Annotated in this window: 11 protein-coding genes, 1 tRNA gene and 1 pseudogene; 3 read left to right on the plus strand and 10 right to left on the minus strand. The window is 67.2% G+C overall.

Features of this window, described 5'->3' with window-relative positions; translation table 11 throughout:
- Window positions 1-58: 58 nt before the first annotated feature.
- A pseudogene (locus ACTHQX_RS06170) lies at window positions 59-261 on the plus strand (NAD(P)(+) transhydrogenase (Re/Si-specific) subunit beta); the annotation flags it as partial.
- 9 nt (window positions 262-270) lie between these two features.
- Here ACTHQX_RS06170 and ACTHQX_RS06175 read toward each other — a convergent pair.
- Both ACTHQX_RS06175 and ACTHQX_RS06180 read right to left on the minus strand, forming a co-directional pair.
- Entirely contained in the window at window positions 271-1,299 is a 1,029-nt protein-coding gene (locus tag ACTHQX_RS06175; protein ID WP_440156279.1) for an NADPH:quinone reductase, read from the minus strand.
- A gap of 308 nt (window positions 1,300-1,607) precedes the next feature.
- Window positions 1,608-3,140: an ATP-dependent DNA ligase gene (locus ACTHQX_RS06180; RefSeq protein ID WP_440156281.1), complete on the minus strand. Its 1,533-nt coding sequence runs from the start codon at window positions 3,138-3,140 to the stop codon at window positions 1,608-1,610.
- 63 nt (window positions 3,141-3,203) lie between these two features.
- On the opposite strand from ACTHQX_RS06180, the gene ACTHQX_RS06185 reads away from it, so the two are divergent.
- A complete protein-coding gene (locus ACTHQX_RS06185; RefSeq protein ID WP_440156282.1) occupies window positions 3,204-3,806 on the plus strand; it encodes a dihydrofolate reductase family protein in 603 nt (200 codons plus the stop codon).
- 329 nt (window positions 3,807-4,135) lie between these two features.
- Here ACTHQX_RS06185 and ACTHQX_RS06190 read toward each other — a convergent pair whose 3' ends face one another.
- From ACTHQX_RS06190 to ACTHQX_RS06210, 5 genes are all read right to left on the minus strand, one after another.
- Window positions 4,136-5,095 carry a 2-hydroxyacid dehydrogenase gene (locus ACTHQX_RS06190; protein ID WP_440156284.1) on the minus strand — a complete coding sequence of 320 codons (960 nt, stop codon included), beginning with the start codon at window positions 5,093-5,095 and terminating at the stop codon, window positions 4,136-4,138.
- The gene (locus ACTHQX_RS06195; RefSeq protein WP_440156286.1) at window positions 5,092-6,291 is read right to left on the minus strand and encodes a pyridoxal phosphate-dependent aminotransferase; all 1,200 of its coding nucleotides are present in this window, start codon (window positions 6,289-6,291) and stop codon (window positions 5,092-5,094) included. Before ACTHQX_RS06195 ends, ACTHQX_RS06190 begins: the two co-directional genes overlap by 4 nt.
- A 223-nt stretch (window positions 6,292-6,514) precedes the next feature.
- A complete protein-coding gene (selB, locus tag ACTHQX_RS06200) occupies window positions 6,515-8,308 on the minus strand; it encodes a selenocysteine-specific translation elongation factor (protein ID WP_440156288.1) in 1,794 nt (597 codons plus the stop codon).
- 3 nt (window positions 8,309-8,311) lie between these two features.
- On the minus strand, window positions 8,312-9,643 hold the full coding sequence (gene selA, locus ACTHQX_RS06205) for an L-seryl-tRNA(Sec) selenium transferase (RefSeq protein WP_440156289.1): 1,332 nt from the start codon (window positions 9,641-9,643) through the stop codon (window positions 8,312-8,314).
- A gap of 36 nt (window positions 9,644-9,679) precedes the next feature.
- Window positions 9,680-9,774: transfer RNA gene (locus ACTHQX_RS06210), tRNA-Sec, on the minus strand.
- Window positions 9,775-9,837: 63 nt separating this feature from the next.
- Between ACTHQX_RS06210 and selD the strand changes: the two genes are divergently transcribed.
- Window positions 9,838-10,836, plus strand: a complete 999-nt coding sequence (gene selD, locus ACTHQX_RS06215) for a selenide, water dikinase SelD (RefSeq protein ID WP_440156435.1) — start codon at window positions 9,838-9,840, stop codon at window positions 10,834-10,836.
- 28 nt (window positions 10,837-10,864) lie between these two features.
- On the opposite strand, the gene nrfD is transcribed toward selD, so the two are convergent.
- The 3 genes from nrfD to fdh form a co-directional block, all read right to left on the minus strand.
- Window positions 10,865-11,953, minus strand: a complete 1,089-nt coding sequence (gene nrfD / locus ACTHQX_RS06220) for an NrfD/PsrC family molybdoenzyme membrane anchor subunit (RefSeq protein WP_440156291.1) — start codon at window positions 11,951-11,953, stop codon at window positions 10,865-10,867.
- A complete protein-coding gene (locus tag ACTHQX_RS06225; RefSeq protein ID WP_440156293.1) occupies window positions 11,950-12,960 on the minus strand; it encodes a 4Fe-4S dicluster domain-containing protein in 1,011 nt (336 codons plus the stop codon). The genes nrfD and ACTHQX_RS06225 overlap by 4 nt, the downstream gene beginning before the upstream one ends.
- A gap of 104 nt (window positions 12,961-13,064) precedes the next feature.
- The gene (gene fdh, locus ACTHQX_RS06230; protein ID WP_440156295.1) at window positions 13,065-16,397 is read right to left on the minus strand and encodes a formate dehydrogenase; all 3,333 of its coding nucleotides are present in this window, start codon (window positions 16,395-16,397) and stop codon (window positions 13,065-13,067) included.
- Between the last annotated feature and the right edge of the window lie 104 nt (window positions 16,398-16,501).

Below are 16,501 nucleotides of genomic sequence, written 5' to 3' on the forward strand. Positions count from 1 at the left end.
GCACGGCCACCCGGTCGCGCGTTGAAGTCCGGAGACATCAAGAAGTACCCCCGGCAGCGTCCTGGAGATGGACGAGATCAACGAGGACCTCAAGGGGACGTCGGTCGTCCTTATCATCGGGGCTAACGACACTGTCGACCCGGCGGCGTCGTAGGACCCGGCAGCCTGATCGCCGGCATGCCCGTGCTGCATGTCTGGGAAGCCGAGAACGTCGTGGTAATCAAACGCTCCGTGGCCGCAGGCTACACAGGAGTACGCGACCACGGGGGATCAGGGTGATGGTGCGACGTCGATGAGCACTTTACCGATGGTGCCCTGCTCCACGGCGTCGTGTGCTGCACCGGTCGCCCGGAGTGGGAAGCGGGTTAGCGGCAGGCCGTGTTCTTCACCGACGCGCAACGCGCCGGCCTTCAGCGCCTCGGAGACGGCGGCGACGGCGTGCTGTTTCTGCTCGTCGGTGACCGTGTAGGTGAGGATGAACTGGTACCGGACGTTCTTCGTCATGCTTTCACGGATGGGAACCGTCACTGATTCGCCTGGATTTGCCGCGTAGATGGCTATGGTTCCGCTTGGCTTGAGCACCTGCACGTCGGTGTCGATGTTCGCTGGAGCGTTAACGTCGACGATGCTGTCGACGCCGCCGGGGGCGGCCTGGCGGACAGCAGTGACAACGTCGTCGGTGCGGTAGTTGATGACTGTATGGGCTCCGGCGAGGCGTGCGAGTTCAGCTTTCCGGTCTCCGCTGACGGTGGTGATGACGGTTGCTCCGGCCCAGTTGGCGAGCTGAATGGAAGCGTGCCCCACTGCGCCTGCGCCGCCAGTGACCAGTACCGTGAGTCCCGCCAAGGCTCCGGGGGAGAGCCTGGCAGGGCCGTCCTCGTTCGCGGTCAGCGCCCGGTGCGCTGTCAGGGCGGGGATACCGACGGACGCACCAGTGTCGAAGGACTCAGCGTCCGGCAGCGGGACTGCTTTGGCCGCCGGTACGACGGCATACTCCTGTGCGGTGCCCTCGTTACTGCCCCAGGCGACGTCCCAGAGCCAGACCCGGTCTCCGACACTGAGCCCTGTCACTCCGGATCCGATCGCGTCGATCACTCCGGCGCCGTCCTGGTTAGGGACCTTCGGCGCTTCCAGGGCGGTGCTTCCTCCTCCGCCTGCCCGGGACTTCCAGTCGGTGGGGTTCACACCGGAGACGACCACGCGGACCCGGACCTCATCCGTGCCGGGATGAGTCAGCGGTTTGTCCTGAAGCTTCAGCACTGAGGACGAACCTGTTTCTTCGTACACAATCGCTTTCACGTCTTCTCCAATGAGTCGGGTTACCCGTGGTCGGCCTTACGGAACCAACCTATCGAAGGACGGTGGCCCACTGCCGGTATCTTTGCACCCCAATCATGGCGCCGTATCGAGTGGACTATTGCAGGCGCGAAGGGTCGTTGAAATCGAGCGGCGGATTTCTCCGCGAATCAACGCTTAGCCAATGTCGTGCGCCGGACTCCGGCTGGCCTGAGAGAACGCTGATACGAAGCGAAGCGATGGCGTACGGTGCAGCGGATCTTTCACGGAGCGAATGGCGGCCCACCTCGGGCACGTGTTCTCCCTGCCTTTCAGCCCGGTGGGGTACGGAGCAGGGCGCGCAAGGTCTGGATGGTGTCGGCCTCCGCGGCCGTCTTGTCGTCGCGGTAGCGCTTGACGCGCGCGAACCGAAGGGCGATTCCACCCGGATAGCGGGGAGACTGCTGGACGCCGTCGATGGCGATCTCGACCACGGTGACCGGCTCGGTCCACACCGTACCCGCCGTACGCCGCACCTCCAACTCCTGAAACCTTTCGGTCTGCCATTGCAGCAGCGCGTCGGTGAGGCCCTTGAAAGTCTTGCCCACCATCACGTAACCGCCAGGTTCGCCGAACTCGCCAACAGGGTCCAGGGCTCCGAGGTGCAGATTCGACAGCAGCCCGGTGCGCCGTCCTGACCCCCATTCGCAGGCGAGCACCACCAGGTCGTAGGTGAGCACGGGCTTCACCTTGATCCAGTTCGAACCCCGCCGCCCGGCGGCGTAGGCAGAGCCCACCGCCTTCACGACCACGCCCTCATGGCCGGCGGCCAGCGCATCGCGTGACACTGACTCGGCAACAGCCGCATCCGCAGTGATTTTCCCCGGGATGCGGTGAGAGGGGGCGATGCGCTCGAGCACGCCGATGCGTGTGGACAACGGCTCGTCGAGCAGGTCGCGCCCGTCAATGTGCAGCACGTCGAAGAACCACGGATGCAGCAGCGTGGCGCGCGCCGCGTTCGCCCCGAACCGGGACATGGTCTCCTGGAACGGCCGGGGGCCGCCGTCCTCGTCAAGGGCCAGGGTCTCGCCGTCGAGAATCACATCGCGCACGGGCAGTCCGCGCACCACCTCTACCACCTCAGGCAGCCGGTGGGTCACCTCCGCCAGGGTGCGGGTGTAGATGCGCACGTCGTCGCCGGCACGGTGCACCTGGATGCGTGCGCCGTCGAGCTTGTATTCCACCGACGCTTCCCCCGTCGCCTCCAGCGCCTCGCTAGCACTCGCCGCGGTTGCGGCGAGCATGGGCTGCACGGGACGCCCGACGACGAGGCCGACCGCGTCAAGCTGGGCGGCGGTGCCTGTAATCGCCAGCAGGGCGGTCCCGCCGAGATCACCGGAGAGCATCGCTGCGCGGCGTACGGCCTCGAGGGGCCGGCCGGCGGCGCGGGCGACCGCATCCGTCAGTACGCCCTCGAGTGCGCCGGTACGAAGTTCTCCGAGCAGCACGCCGGCGATGAAGGCCTGCTCCCGTTCGGTGGCTTCCGCCATCAGAGTCCGAAGGGTGGCGGCGCGCTCCACCGTCGAGCCAGCGCCTGCGGCTGCCAGCAGCCGATCCAATGCAAGGTCGAGGTGCGCGATGGTGAGAGTCGGCTCAGGCGCCGGCTCGCTCCTTGCTGTCCTTATGCCGCTCCAGCCGATCCCGACTCGGCCCTGGCGAGGCTTAGCGGTGAGCAAGCCGACCGCCGTCGGGATGTCCGCGGGGTCGAGCCGGAGCAGCAGGCCTGCCAGTTCGTTGACCTTGGCGAGCCGGGAGCGGGTGGCCGCGACGGCTTCCGAGGTCCTCACGAGCTCATCGAGCAGCATGGCACCAGTCTGCCACGGCCGCTGGCTATGGACAGCGGTTGCACCCTGATCCAGAATGGGCCCGTGGGAATCATCGTCGCCAACCTGTTTGTCACCCTCGACGGCGTCTACCAGGCCCCGGGCGGCAGCGAAGAAGATACCGCGGGCGGATTCGCCTTCGGTGGCTGGCAGGCGCCGGTGTCCGACGACGAGGCCGGCGCTGCCATCGGCGAGGAGATCGGCCGCATCGACGCCCTGCTCCTCGGCCGGAAGACCTACGACATTTTTGCGGCGTACTGGCCGCACCAGTCCGGCGAGATCGGCGGCACGCTCAACCGAGTGCCCAAGTTCGTCGTCTCGCATTCACTGGCTGCTCCGGCGTGGGCGGGCACCAAGGTGCTGCCAGATGCTGCGTCAGCGGGCCGGCTCCGTGAAGAGTTCGACGAGGTGCACATGTTCGGCAGCGGCGTCCTCATCCGGTCGTTGCTGGCGGCGGACCTGCTGGACCGCCTCCACCTGTGGCTTTATCCGCTAACCCTCGGGCAGGGCAAGCGCATCTTCGACTCCGGGACCGTCCCCGCCTCCTTCCGCCTCGCCGAGCCGGCGCGCACCTTCCCGAAGGGGGCAGTGTCATTGGTCTACGAGCGCGCGGGCAGCGTGGCGACGCAGGACATGCCGGACGCCTGACGGTGATCGGCCCGTTCAGACGACAGCTGCAGCTGGTCATTGGCCTTTCGCTGCATGTTGCCGCACATCGCGGCGAACTGACCCGAGGGCATGTCAGCAGTACGAGCCCCGTCCTTCGGGACGGGGCTCGTACTTGTTTTTGCGTTGGACGTGCCGTTGGCGAGCTGAAACAGATCCTTCCAAAAATCATGCTTCCCGACACTCCGGGGCCAATCACGCTGGTTCGTGCGAGCTTCTCAGGTGCGCGCTACGCACCTGTCATGCTGAAGCTCGGCCGGCACTGCACTCCAGGTCCGCCGGGTATCGGTTTCCGGTGGCGCCCGTACCCGCTAGCCGATCGGAGTGGGCGGCCGCTCGCCACGGAGGACGGCGAGCGTGTTGTCCGCGGCGAGTACTGCCATGGCGGTGCGCGTCTCGACGGTGGCCGAGCCGAGGTGAGGCACGAGTGTCACGTTTTCCAGGTCGAGCAACTCGGGGTGGACCTGCGGCTCCTTCTCGAAGACGTCAAGCCCGGCGCCCGCGATGACGCCTTCGCGCAGCGCGGCGGCGAGGGCCGCTTCGTCGACGATCAGTCCGCGTGCGGTGTTGACGAGGTAGGTGGAGCTCTTCATCGCTGAAAGCTGCTCGGCGCCGATCAGATGGTGCGTTGCCGGTCCGTAAGGGCAGTGCAGCGAAATGACATCGGAAACAGTCAGCAGCTCGTCGAGGTCGACCCGGCGGGCGCCCAGTTCCGCGGCGATCGCGGGATCGATCTCGCTGCGCGACTGGTAGACGATGTCCATGCCGAAGGCCTTGGCGCGGCGTGCTGTCGCCTGGCCGATGCCGCCCATGCCGACGACGCCGAGGGTCTTGCCCTGCAGGCTGGACCCGAGAAGGAAGAACATGCCCCACTTCCACGGCTGGCCGGCGCGGATGAGCCGTTCGCCCTCGCCGAGGCGGCGGGTTGCCATCAGGATGAGCCCGAACGCGATGTCGGCGGTGGCCTCGGTGAGCACGCCGGGGGTGTTGGTGGCGATGATGCCACGTCCGGTGCAGGCGGGCACGTCGATGTTGTCGTAGCCGACGGCGACGTTGGAGACGACCCTGAGCTGCGGGCCCGCGGCGTCGAGCAGCTCGCCGTCGATGCGTTCGGTGAGGAGGCTCACGATGGCATCGGCCCCGGCCACGCGGCGCAGCAGCTCCTCGCGGCTGATCGATTCCGTTCCGGTCCATGCATCGACCTCGTGCTCGGCACGAAGCTTTTCCAGCGCTGCGTCGGGCACCCTGCCCGTAACGACTACCCGGCTCATGCGGTCACGATCCATTCGCGCAGTCGTCCGAGGCCCTCGCGGATAGATGACGCCTCGATGCCCGAGTAGGCGAGCCGGATGTACTGCCGGTCCTCACCGGGCAGGCGCCGGCCGAAGTGCTCCCGGGTGCAGAAGGAGACGCCTGTCTTGTACAGGGCGTCCGAGGCGAAGTCGCCGACTGCCGTGTAACCCATGCGTTCCATGACCTCGGTGACGTCGGGGAACAGGTAGAACGTCGACTGCGGCACGGCGACGTGCATGCCGGGGATGGAGTTCACCAGCTCGCAGGCCGTGTCGCGGCGCGTCTGCAGGGTGTCAAGCATCTGCTGCACAGAATCCTGGGGGCCGCGGAGCGCTTCGACGCCGGCCCACTGCACGTAGTGAGTGGTGCAGGACTCGTCGTTGGTGTTCAGCGTGCTGAGCACCTGGGCGATCTCGCGCGGGGCGACGGCGCAGCCCAGGCGTGAGCCGGTCATAGCAAACTTCTTGCTGAACGTGTAGAGGATGACAGTGCGCTCGGCCATGCCGGGTATCGATGTGATCGAGCTCGAGACGCCCTCATAGCGGGTCTCAAAGTAGGCCTCGTCGGAGAGTACCCAGAGGTCGTGTTCGATTGCCAGCTGTGCGATGGCCTCGCGCTCGGCTGCGGTCGACTCGGCAGAGATGGGGTTCTGCAGGTCGTTGTAGATGATGGCGACGGTGTTCGGGGTGATCGAGGCGCGGATCTGCTCAAGGTCGATCGCGAAGCCCGTGCTCGTGGGCACGTAGCGGTACGGCACGGCGGTGCCGCCGAGGTACTCGATCTGCGATTCGTAGATGGGGAAGCCGGGGTTGGGGTAGAGCACTTCCTGGCCGGGGTTCATGACCGCCTGCAGGAACTTCGTGATGACGGGCTTGCCGCCGGTCATCACCACCACGTTCTCGGGGGAGAACTGGACGCCGCGGCGCGAGCCTATGTCGTCGGCAAGGGCCTCACGCAGTTGCGGGATGCCGGGGCCGGGGCAGTAGCCCGTGTAGCCGTCCGCGATGGCCCGGTTCATCGCTTCCACGATGTTCGGAGCGGTGGGGATGTTTATGTCGCCGAGGTGGAAGGGGTACACCAGGTTCCCCTTTGCCTTCCAGGCGGCGGCTGCCTGTGCGACGCTGAAGGCGGTTTCGGTGCCCAGGCGTTCGAGCCGGTGCGCGAGCTGCTGCATGCTTGTTCTACTCCTCATCGAGTTGACGATCGATTCTCAGGCGAACCCATAAGTAATATATGCCGGAGAACAGAACTAATATATCAGAGTCGGTGTGATTCGGCATCAGTAGGCGGTTGTATGGTGAGCGCATTTGACCTGCGGGTTTAGCAGCGCCAGTGCCGAGGACAGTCGGAGTGGAACAACGCGGGTGACCGGCCACGAACACTTCGGTTTAGCCCGGTCAACGCACAATGGTGCGGTGACCAGCATCCAGGCGCCGAGTCCAGCCGCGTGAGTCGAGATATTCCAGCAGCGGAACCGCGACCCGTCGTGTTGTGCCGAGCACCTGGCGTGCCTGGCTCGTGGTGAATGGCTGCTCCAAGCGGGCCAGCTCGCGCATGGCAAGGGCCGGCGCCGTAGGCAGTAGCACCACCCCGTCGCGCAACCGCAGCAAGCGTCCGGCGCGCTCGGCGGCAGCCAGCTCGCGCACGCCCAAGCCCAGCGTGGCCAACTCATCGGCTTCCGGGGCATGGAACGCGTCTGCGGCAAGCCTGCGCTCCAACTCGGCGACAGCGGACCCGGCGGCGCCAAGGTTGGCATGGCTGCCGGGCAGCCGGACGTGGCCGCCCTCCTGTTCCAGGCCTGCATCGCGCACGACGGGGGCAAGAAGCCTCTCATCGGGCAGCTCGAGCAGGTCCCGCGCCGCACCCTGCGAAAGTCCCGGTGCCAGGGGATCGCGCTCAAGCAGCACCTCGAGGGCCGTGCGCAGCCGGTGCTGCCATGCCTCGAAGAGGGGAGCATGCACCCACCAGTCGCCGAAAACAAAGACGCCGGACGGCGCCTCTGCGTCGTGCGCAGGCAGCAGCCCGAGCCGACGCAGGTGTTGTTCCTGGACCGCCCCGCGGCCCGCCACTTCACCCAGCACGTCGCCGGCGGCGTCCAAGCCTGCGAGCCGCTCCGCCCAGTGGACACCGTCGCCGCGCCGCCGCAAGGCCGGGGGATCGGCGTCGAGGATCTGCGCTCCGCCCAGCACGGAGCGGCTCCCGGGGTCGCGCAGCACCAGCCGGTCACCAAGAACGAGCGGCAGGCGCCTGTCCAGGACGAGCCGGGCGTGGTCGGCACCAAAGGGGCGCAGCCGGGCTGGCACGGCCGCAGTACCGGCATGCACCATGAGCTGCTCCGGCACATCCGTATAGGGCACACCGGTAGTGCGGTGGATGCCCAGGACGCCCGTGATGGGCCATGCCTCGGGGGTAAGCAGAGCGTCTCCGCGGCGGATCTCGGCGGCGGATACGTCACGCAGGTTCAGCGCAACCCTGTTGACAGGTCCCAGCGAGGAGTATGAGGTATCGCGGCTTTGAAGGCCACGGACCACTACGGGCCGCGAACCATCGTGGCCCAGCAGCTGCAGCCGGTCACCCTGCACGAGCGTTCCCGCTGCCAGTGTTCCGGTCACCACCGTTCCGGAACCGGTGATGGTAAAGGAGCGGTCCACCCACAATCGGAGCCGCCCTGTGGTGGTGGGGGAAGGCACGCCGGCCAGCACGCCGTCGAGCGTGGCACGCAATTCCGCCAGGCCGGTACCCTCGGTGGCAGACACAGCAACTGCGGGCGCGTTCTGCAGACCTGTTCCGGCCAGCTCTCTGCGGGTCCGGGCCAGCACGTCAGCAACCCGCCCTGGCGCCAGGTCCACCCTGCTGAGGACAACGACGCCGTACTCAATCCCCAACGCAGCGATGGCGTCCCGGTGATCGCTGGACTGCGCCTGCCAGCCCTCATCGGCGGCGACGACGAAGCAGACGACGGGCGCCGGCCCGATTCCGGCCAGCATGTTGCCGAGGAAGCGCTCGTGGCCCGGTACGTCCACGAAGGCAACATCCTGGCCGGATGGCAAGGTGGTCCAGGCATAACCCAAGTCGATGGTCAGGCCGCGCCGCCGCTCTTCCTCCCAACGGTCCGGCTCCATGCCGGTAAGCGCGCGCACCAGCGTGCTCTTACCGGAATCGACATGGCCGGCGGTGGCAACGACATGCACTGCTTAGCCCGCCCTGCCTGCATCCGCAGGGTCGAGGGCTGCCAGGGCGCGGCGTACCGCGTCGAGAATCCGGTCATCGTCCCCTTCGGGCACGCAGCGCAGATCGACCAGGCACGAGCCGTCGTGGACGCGCGGAAGCACAGCCGGGTGGCCGGCACGCAAGGGCCCCGCGAGCTCTGCTGGAAGCCGGACCGCCCATCCCGGCAGGGGAACACCAGGCGCTCCGCCGCCGCCGACCCGGCCATCGTGCGCCACGACAGGCACCCGCAGGGCCTCGGCGAGCCGGTCGGTACGGCTCCGCAGGTGTCCCAGGTCCGCGTGCAACGCCTGGACAACCGGCGGTGGTTCGCCCGCGAGTGTCGCCTCCAGCGCGGCGAGGGCAAGTTTGTCCGCACGGACGGCACGGGCAAGCGGGTGGCGCGCCAACCGGGTGATGACCTCTGCGCTACCGAGCAGCAAACCGGCCTGGGGGCCGCCCAGCAGTTTGTCACCGCTGGCGATGACGACGTCGGCCCCGCTTGCCAACGCGGTGGCGGCATCCGGTTCTTCGGGCAGGTGCGGATCGGGCGCCAGCAGTCCACTGCCCAGGTCGGCCACGAGTGCAACCCCGTGCGCCGCGGTCAGCGAGCTCAGTTCGCCCAGTGGAACGGCGGACGTGAATCCATCCACCCGGAAGTTGCTCGGGTGGACCTTGAGTACGCAGCCGGTGGCCGGTCCGAGGGCGCTGGCGTAGTCCCGCAGGTGCGTCCGGTTGGTCGTGCCCACCTCGTGCAGGGTCGCGCCCGTCGATTCGATGAGGTCCGGCAACCGGAAACCGGCACCAATCTCAACCAGTTCCCCGCGGCTCACCACGACCTCCCGGCCCGTGGCGAGGGCTGTGGTGGCCAGCACCAGCGCGGCAGCCCCGTTGTTGACCACCAGCGCGTCCTCCGCAGCGGGACACGCGGCGAGCAATGCAGCCCGGGCACCGGCGCCGCGGCGGGAGCGGTTGCCCGTTGCCAGATCGAGTTCCACGTCCACGTAGCCGCTGGCTGCGACAAGTGCTTCAACCGCACCGGCGGAAAGCGGGGCGCGACCAAGGTTGGTATGGACGATGACGCCAGTTGCGTTGAGCACCGGCCGCAGGGTTGTCGCGGTACGAGTAGCGACGGCGGCCAGCAGGGCCGGTTCCACCTGGGCGGGAGCGAGCTCACCGCGCCGCGCCTGCTCCTGGGCTTCCTGGACGAGTTCGCGGATGACGCGTCCACTCAGGCGCTTCCCGGCTCTGCGGACGGCCGGCAGGGCCAGCAGATCATCGGTGCGCGGAATTAGGCGGCGGGGATCGACCTGGTCCACAGTCCCTCCTCGTACCGCCTCGTGCCCGTCGGTGGTTGGCGGAGGCGGACGGGAATCGAACCCGCCAGGCCGAGATACTCGGCCTCACCGGTTTTGAAGACCGGGGGGCCCACCAGGACCCGGACGCCACCGCGTTCAATTTAGCAGATTGCCCACGGGGGTACGCTAGGGACGTGAACGAGACCCAGACGTCTATTCCACAGCACGGCGCGCTCGGCGCTGTCCGGCTCACCGGCTATGCCCACGGTGGTGGGTGCGCGTGCAAGATTCCGCCCGGCGAACTCGAAGAAGCGGTTCGCGGACTCACCGGCCAACCCGGCGCGGAGGTGCTGGTCGGTCTGGACAGCGGCGACGACGCGGCTGCCGTCCTGGTGCGTGACGATCTGGCGGTGCTCTCTACCGCTGACTTCTTCACCCCCGTCGTCGACGACGCCTTCGACTGGGGTCGGATCGCGGCCGCCAACGCGCTCTCGGACATTTACGCGATGGGCGGCCGCCCGATCATGGCGATCAACCTCGTAGGCTGGCCCCGGGGCGTGCTGCCACTGGAGTTGATGACTGAAGTCCTCCGCGGCGGTCTTAGCGTCGCGGCTGAGGCGGCGTGCCCGGTGATCGGCGGTCACTCCATTGACGATCCGGAGCCGAAATACGGGATGGCCGTAACCGGCGTTGCCCATCCCGACCGGTTGTTGCGCAACGACGCCGCCGGGCCCGGGCTGCCCCTCACGCTGACCAAGCCGATCGGCGTCGGACTGCTCAATAACCGGCACAAGCAGACCGGTGAGGTGTTCGCCGAAGCGGTGGCGACAATGACGCGCCTCAATCGAGACGCGGCCGGGGATGCGGTGGCGGCCGGCGTGCGTGCAGCCACGGACGTGACGGGCTTCGGCCTGCTTGGACATCTGTACAAGATGTGCCGCGCCTCCGGAGTGGGGGCAGTAATCGACCGGAAGGCGGTACCACTTGTCGACGGCGCCCGGCAGGCCCTGCGCGACGGCTTTGTTTCCGGTGGGACCCGGCGCAATCTTGATTGGGTTCGACCGCAGCTAAGGGTCGCTGCCGGCGTCACCGAAGACGATCTGCTCCTCCTTGCCGATGCGCAGACCTCGGGTGGCCTGCTCGTCGTCGGCGAGTTGCCCGGGCATCCCGTGATCGGGCATACGGTCGTGGGCCAGGGCATCGAGATCCGCTGAGCCCGCTGAACCAGAGCCGGCCGGCCAGTCACTTGGCAGTAGTGATCGAATCGCCAGTGATCCCAGCCGCGCGGCGGGCGGCAAGCCGGTTCTTCTGCGGTTCGATCGTGTAGCGCGGATCCCTGGCTGACGAGAGGCCAGCCTCGAAGACGCCGAACCGTGTCAGCGCCGAGGCGGTCAGCAGAGCCAGTCCCGACATTGCGGCAACCGCCCGGTTACGTCCGCCCAGCAGTGTCCCCAGACCGCCGGCGGCTGCCAAATACTCGCTCCATTTGAGCATGGCCCCCGCTTTGCCCTCGTGCAGGGGCTCGGCTGCCACAGGGTCCATCCGATGTTCCATTACTCGCATGGCAGCCACGTCACCGACCACGCCGAGCACGGCAAGGTTCCGGGCGGGGCCTGCCTCGTGCACCGGAGTCGTGATCATGGCGAGCCCGGCAGAGGCGAGGGCCGCCGAACTCACGAAGACGAAGGGCAGTTCCTCGTGCGCGGCGTTCCACGTCGGTGTGGCTGTATCGCCGAGCAGGACCGCCGTGTACGCCGCCAGTGGTCCGGCAAATAACGCGGCCCCAAAGCCGGCCGGCCCCTCGGCCGTTTGCAGCACGGTCCGCAACGGGCCCAGCGGCAACCGCGCCCCGCTCATCCGGTCGATTTCCGCTACGGCAGGGACGGCCGCCCCGAGGCTGAACGCGCTGAGAATCCACGAACCCACACTCATCGGCGAAGTCACCTTGATGGTTCGCAGCATATTCAGAAAGCGTTCCGGCCGGCCCAGGTCCTTCACCAGCGCAACAGCACCGAGGCTTACCGCTGTCAGGGCACTCAACCGGGCATTCCGGCGCAGTGTCGGCCGTCGGGTCAGCTGCCCGCCGAGGCCAAGCAGTGCGGAACCCGCTGCGACACCGCCGAGGAACAGGTAGGCGGCGACCTCGTCGCCCCAGGGCGCCGGCTTGACCACCGGACGGCCGTAGTACGAGGTGAACTCCGGTTCCGGCACCATGGGCATTTCCCGGGAGCCGTCACCGCTGTCGCGGCGGCCGGTGCCGCGCTTGCCGCCGGGCCGACGGCGGCGGGTAGGTTCGGGCGGCCGGAAGCTATCGAACTCGGAGTGGGTCACGCGCGTCCTCCCAGGAAAGCCACTGCCGCTGCGGCGACCATGCCCGCTACGGCCATACCGGCCCGTCGGTACATCTGCGGCAGATCGGCGGTGGGCACCCTCGGGTCCGGCGGGAGGCCGTAAACCTCCGGTTCGTCGAGAAGGAGGAAGACCGCTCCGGTTCCGCCGACGCCGTCGAGCTCGTTTGCACCATAAAGTCTCGCTTCGGTCAGGCCTTGGGCATGCAGGTCGGCAACCCGTTCCCGGGCCGTTTCCACCATGTCGTCGTGGTCGCCGAACTTGATGGACGTCGTCGGGCAGGCTTTGGCGCAGGCGGGTGTCTCATCGGCGACCAAGCGGTCGTAGCACAGCGTGCACTTCTGGGCGACGCCCGCGTTGGGGACGGCGGGATGTTCGGCGTGCTGCTCCTTCCGCTTGGCGGCCACCGCCACCATGCCGTCGCTGCGACGCTCAATCACGCCGAACGGACACCCGGCCACGCAGGTTCCGCAGCCGTTGCATACGTCGTCCTGAACCACCACCGTGCCGAACTCCGTGCGGAAAAGCGCTCCGGTCGGGCAGACATCCAGGCACCCGGCATGGGTGCAGTGCTTGCAGACATCGGAGGACATCAGCCACCGGAAGTCCGCCGTGTCCGGCGGTGTCGTATCCACCTGCGCCAGGTCCTGTCCAGTGGGCGCTGCCGGGACGGGAGGACCAATGCCGGGCATGCCCAGGTTGACGAGGGCGCGCCCGGACTCCCGTGCCTCCGTGATGCGTTCCTGGCCCTGTTCGATGAAGGCCACATGCCGCCAGGTGCTGGCGCCGAGCGCTCCGGTGTTGTCGTAGGAGGATCCGAGCAGTTCCAGGTTTCCGTCCTGCGGATTGTGGTTCCACTCTTTGCAGGCAACTTCACAGGCCTTGCAGCCGATGCAGATCGAGGTGTCAGTGAAGAACCCCTTGCGCGGATGGCTGTGCTCCCAGTGGGCATCGGCGGTGGGGTCGGTCGGTCCGGACAGCTGGCCCATCTAGTCCTCCAACTTTGAGTCGGTACCGGGAACGTTAGCAGAACGGCACGGCGGCGCGGGCGGGTCAGGGTGGGGTCCGGTGGGGCCGGCAGCGAAGAAATCCATCATCGCGGCCCACCAGCGGCGCCGCCGTCCTCACCTGGGCCGGGTTCGATGCCTTCGGCCGCCGGATTGGTGACGGCGCGATTACCGGTCTCGGGGGTCACTCCGGCCCGCGCCTGATATTCAGCAACCAAGGCAAGCAGTTCCTCGCCGCGGGGCCGGCGGCCCGGACGGATGTCGCAGGAGGCCACCTTGGATTCCTGGATCTGGACGTTGGGATCCAGCGTGACGCCCAGCAGATCGTTGGCCGCGTCACCGCTGACGACGGCATTACTGCCGACGCCCCAGTGGTAGGGCAGCCCGATCTGATGCACCGTGTGGCCGCCAACGGCCAAGGGCGTCATCCGTTCGGTGATCAGCACCTTCGCCTCGATGGCGGAGCGGGCCGAAATAATCGTGGCCCACCCGTAGGGTTCAAGGCCGCGCTCAGCCGCCAGCTCGGGCGAAACTTCGCAGAACATCTCCGGCTGCAGCTCCGACAGGTACGGAAGCCAGCGGCTCATCCCGCCGGCCGTGTGGTGCTCAGTAAGCCGGTATGTGGTGAAGACGTACGGGTAGACGTCTGCGCCTCTGGTACCGGCACTTGGCGCGCTGAGGTTATCCGCACGGGGGAACACCAGCCGCGCCGGACTTTGCTGTTGCGGGTACAGTGCGTTGGCCACTGGCGACTCCTGGGCCTCGTAGTGGGTGGGAAGAGGTCCGTCCATGAGGCCTTTCGGCGCGAACAGCCAGCCCTTACCGTCGGCCTGCATGATGAAGGGATCATCTCCGCCGAGTGCAGCTGCGCCGCCGAGATCGGGGTCGGGTTGGCTGCCCGGTGCCCGGTCAAGTGGGAAGTCGGGAACATCGTCGCCGACCCACCGCCCCTGCTCCTGGTCCCACCAGATGTATTTCTTCCGCTCGCTCCACGGTTTGCCGGCCGGGTCAGCCGACGCCCGGTTGTAGAGGATCCGGCGGTTGGCTGGCCATGCCCAGCCCCAGTCGGAAGCCGCAGGTCCCTGCTCCTGGCCGGGCTTCCGGTTGGCGGCGTGGTTGAAGCCGTCGGCATACACCCCGGTGTAGATCCAGCAGCCCGCTGACGTGGAACCGTCGGCGCGGAGCTCTGTATATGCGGAGAGGGGTTTGCCCGCATCTGGCCCGTTGAGGTGACGGCCGTTGATTTCGGCAAGCACGGCCTCGGCGTCCGGATCGCCGTGTTCGTCCACGGGGTAGTCCCAGGTCAGGTCGAGCAGCGGACGGTCCCGTTCGTCGTCGGAACCAGCCAGCTTCTCCCGGACCCGCTGGCCCAGCCTGAAGAAGAACTCCAACTCACTTTGGCACTCCCCGGGCGGGGCGACCGCCTTGTGCCGCCATTGCAGCAGCCGCTGGGTCTGCGTGAACGAGCCAGCCTTCTCCACGTGGGTAGCTGCAGGCAGGAAGAACACTTCGGTCTCGATGTCCTCGGTGCGCAGTTCCCCCGAGTCGATCTCCGGGCCGTCTTTCCACCAAGTGGCCGACTCGATGAGATTCAGGTCACGAACCACCAGCCACTTCAGATGTGACATGCCCAGGCGTTGCATCCGGCCGTTGGACGAGCCCACTGCAGGGTTCTGTCCGAGCAGGAAGTAGCCCTCCACCTTGTCCTCAAGCATGCCCATGACCGTCTCGTAGGTACCGTGCGCTCCGGTCAGTCTCGGGAGGTAGTCGTAGGCCCAGTCGTTCTCCGCCCTCGCGGCATCGCCCCACCAGGCCTTCAGCAGGCTGACAGTGTAGGAGTCGGCATCCGTCCAGTAGCCTTTCTGCTTCTTGGACGCGATGGATGCCAGATATTCGCTGAGGGTGTCGTGGCGGCCGGCGCTGGGCATTGGCAGGTACCCGGGCAGGAGGTTGAACAGGGTCGGAATGTCGGTGGAGCCCTGGATGCTGGCATGGCCGCGCAGGGCCATGATGCCGCTGCCGGGCCGGCCCACGTTCCCGAGCAGAAGTTGCAGGATGGCGGCGGACCGGATGAACTGCGTTCCCAGCGAGTGCTGGGTCCAGCCGACGGCGTAGGCAAAGCAGGTTGTCCGTTCGCGCCCCGAGTTTTCCGTAATGGCGCGGGCCAGATACTCGAAGTCCGTGACGCTGATGCCGCACATGTCCTGGACCATCTCCGGGGTGTACCGGGCGTAGTGCCGCTTCAGGATCTGGAAGACGGTCCGGGGGTCCTGCAGGGTATCGTCACGCTTCACCTCTGCGTGCTCCAGGGGCGGACCTCCGCTGCCGAACTGGTGGCCGGCGGCACGGGCCGAAGCGTCGGAGCCGTGTTCCGGGCCGGCCGGCTCCTCGATGCTGTCGCCGCCTTCTTCCGCGTACGCCCAGGACGCAGTGTCATACGCTCCAGTTTCAGGATCGAAGCCGGAAAACAGCCCGCCGAGGTCTTCGGCGTCGCGGTAATCGGCGTGAACCAGCGTGGCCGCGTTGGTGTAGGCGCCCACGTACTCCTTGAACCACAGGTCGTGGGTGATGACGTGATTGATCAGCGCGCCCAAAAGAACGACGTCAGAGCCGGCCCGGATCGGAATGTGCTTGTCAGCGACCGCGGACGTGCGCGTGAACCGCGGGTCGACGTGGATGACCTTCGCTCCGCGGGCCTTCGCCTCCGCGACCCACTGATATCCCACAGGATGGCATTCGGCCATGTTGGAACCCTGAATGACGATGCAGTCGGCGTTGGCCATGTCTTGCAGTGATTGCGTTGCACCACCGCGTCCAAACGAGGCTCCCAAACTGGGAACCGTGGCGGAGTGTCAAATGCGCGCTTGGTTCTCGATCTGCACCGCTCCGGCAGCGGTGAAGAGTTTCTTGATCAGGTAGTTCTCTTCGTTGTCCAGGGTGGCCCCGCCCAACGAAGCTATGCCCATGGTGCGGCGCAGCAACCGTCCTTTTTCGTCTTCCTGCTGCCACGTCCTGCGACGCGTCTCGATGAACCGGTCCGCCACCATCTCGATGGCTGTTGCGAGATCCAGATGCTGCCACTGGCTCGAGCGCGGCGCACGGTAGAGCACTGCGGTCTGCCGGCCCGGCGAGTTTACCAACTGCTCGCTGGCAGAGCCCTTGGGGCACAGCCGGCCGCGGGAAATGGGCGAATCAGGATCACCCTCGATCTGTACGACTTTCTCGTCCTTGACGTAGACCCGCTGTCCACAGCCCACGGCACAGTAGGGGCATACGCTCTGCACGACTCGGTCTGCGGTGGCCGTCCGCGGCGTGATAGCCCTCGTCTGCGGGGAGGTTACTGCTGGCCCGCGGCCCAGCAGATCGCCCGTACTCAGCTGCCGGACGACCGGCCATTGAAGAAAGCTGCGCCGTGCCATGGCAGGAGCATATCCCAACCAAGGCCGCAGTGGCAGGGACGCGATGAAACTTACCGCGGAGGCAGCAATGGCGGCCGTTGCCGCGCTTCTTCCCTAGTGCGGTC

This window comes from Arthrobacter sp. SAFR-023 (genome assembly GCF_051965295.1).
GTDB lineage: Bacteria > Actinomycetota > Actinomycetes > Actinomycetales > Micrococcaceae > Arthrobacter.

Bases quoted from the DNA above. Each gene is read 5' to 3' on its own strand.
- ACTHQX_RS06180 (WP_440156281.1), bottom strand. From the start codon at position 3,140: ATGCTGCTCGATGAGCTCGTGAGGACCTCGGAAGCCGTCGCGGCCACC.
- ACTHQX_RS06190 (WP_440156284.1), bottom strand. From the start codon at position 5,095: ATGAGCCGGGTAGTCGTTACGGGCAGGGTGCCCGACGCAGCGCTGGAA.
- ACTHQX_RS06195 (WP_440156286.1), bottom strand. From the start codon at position 6,291: ATGCAGCAGCTCGCGCACCGGCTCGAACGCCTGGGCACCGAAACCGCC.
- ACTHQX_RS06225 (WP_440156293.1), bottom strand. From the start codon at position 12,960: ATGGGCCAGCTGTCCGGACCGACCGACCCCACCGCCGATGCCCACTGG.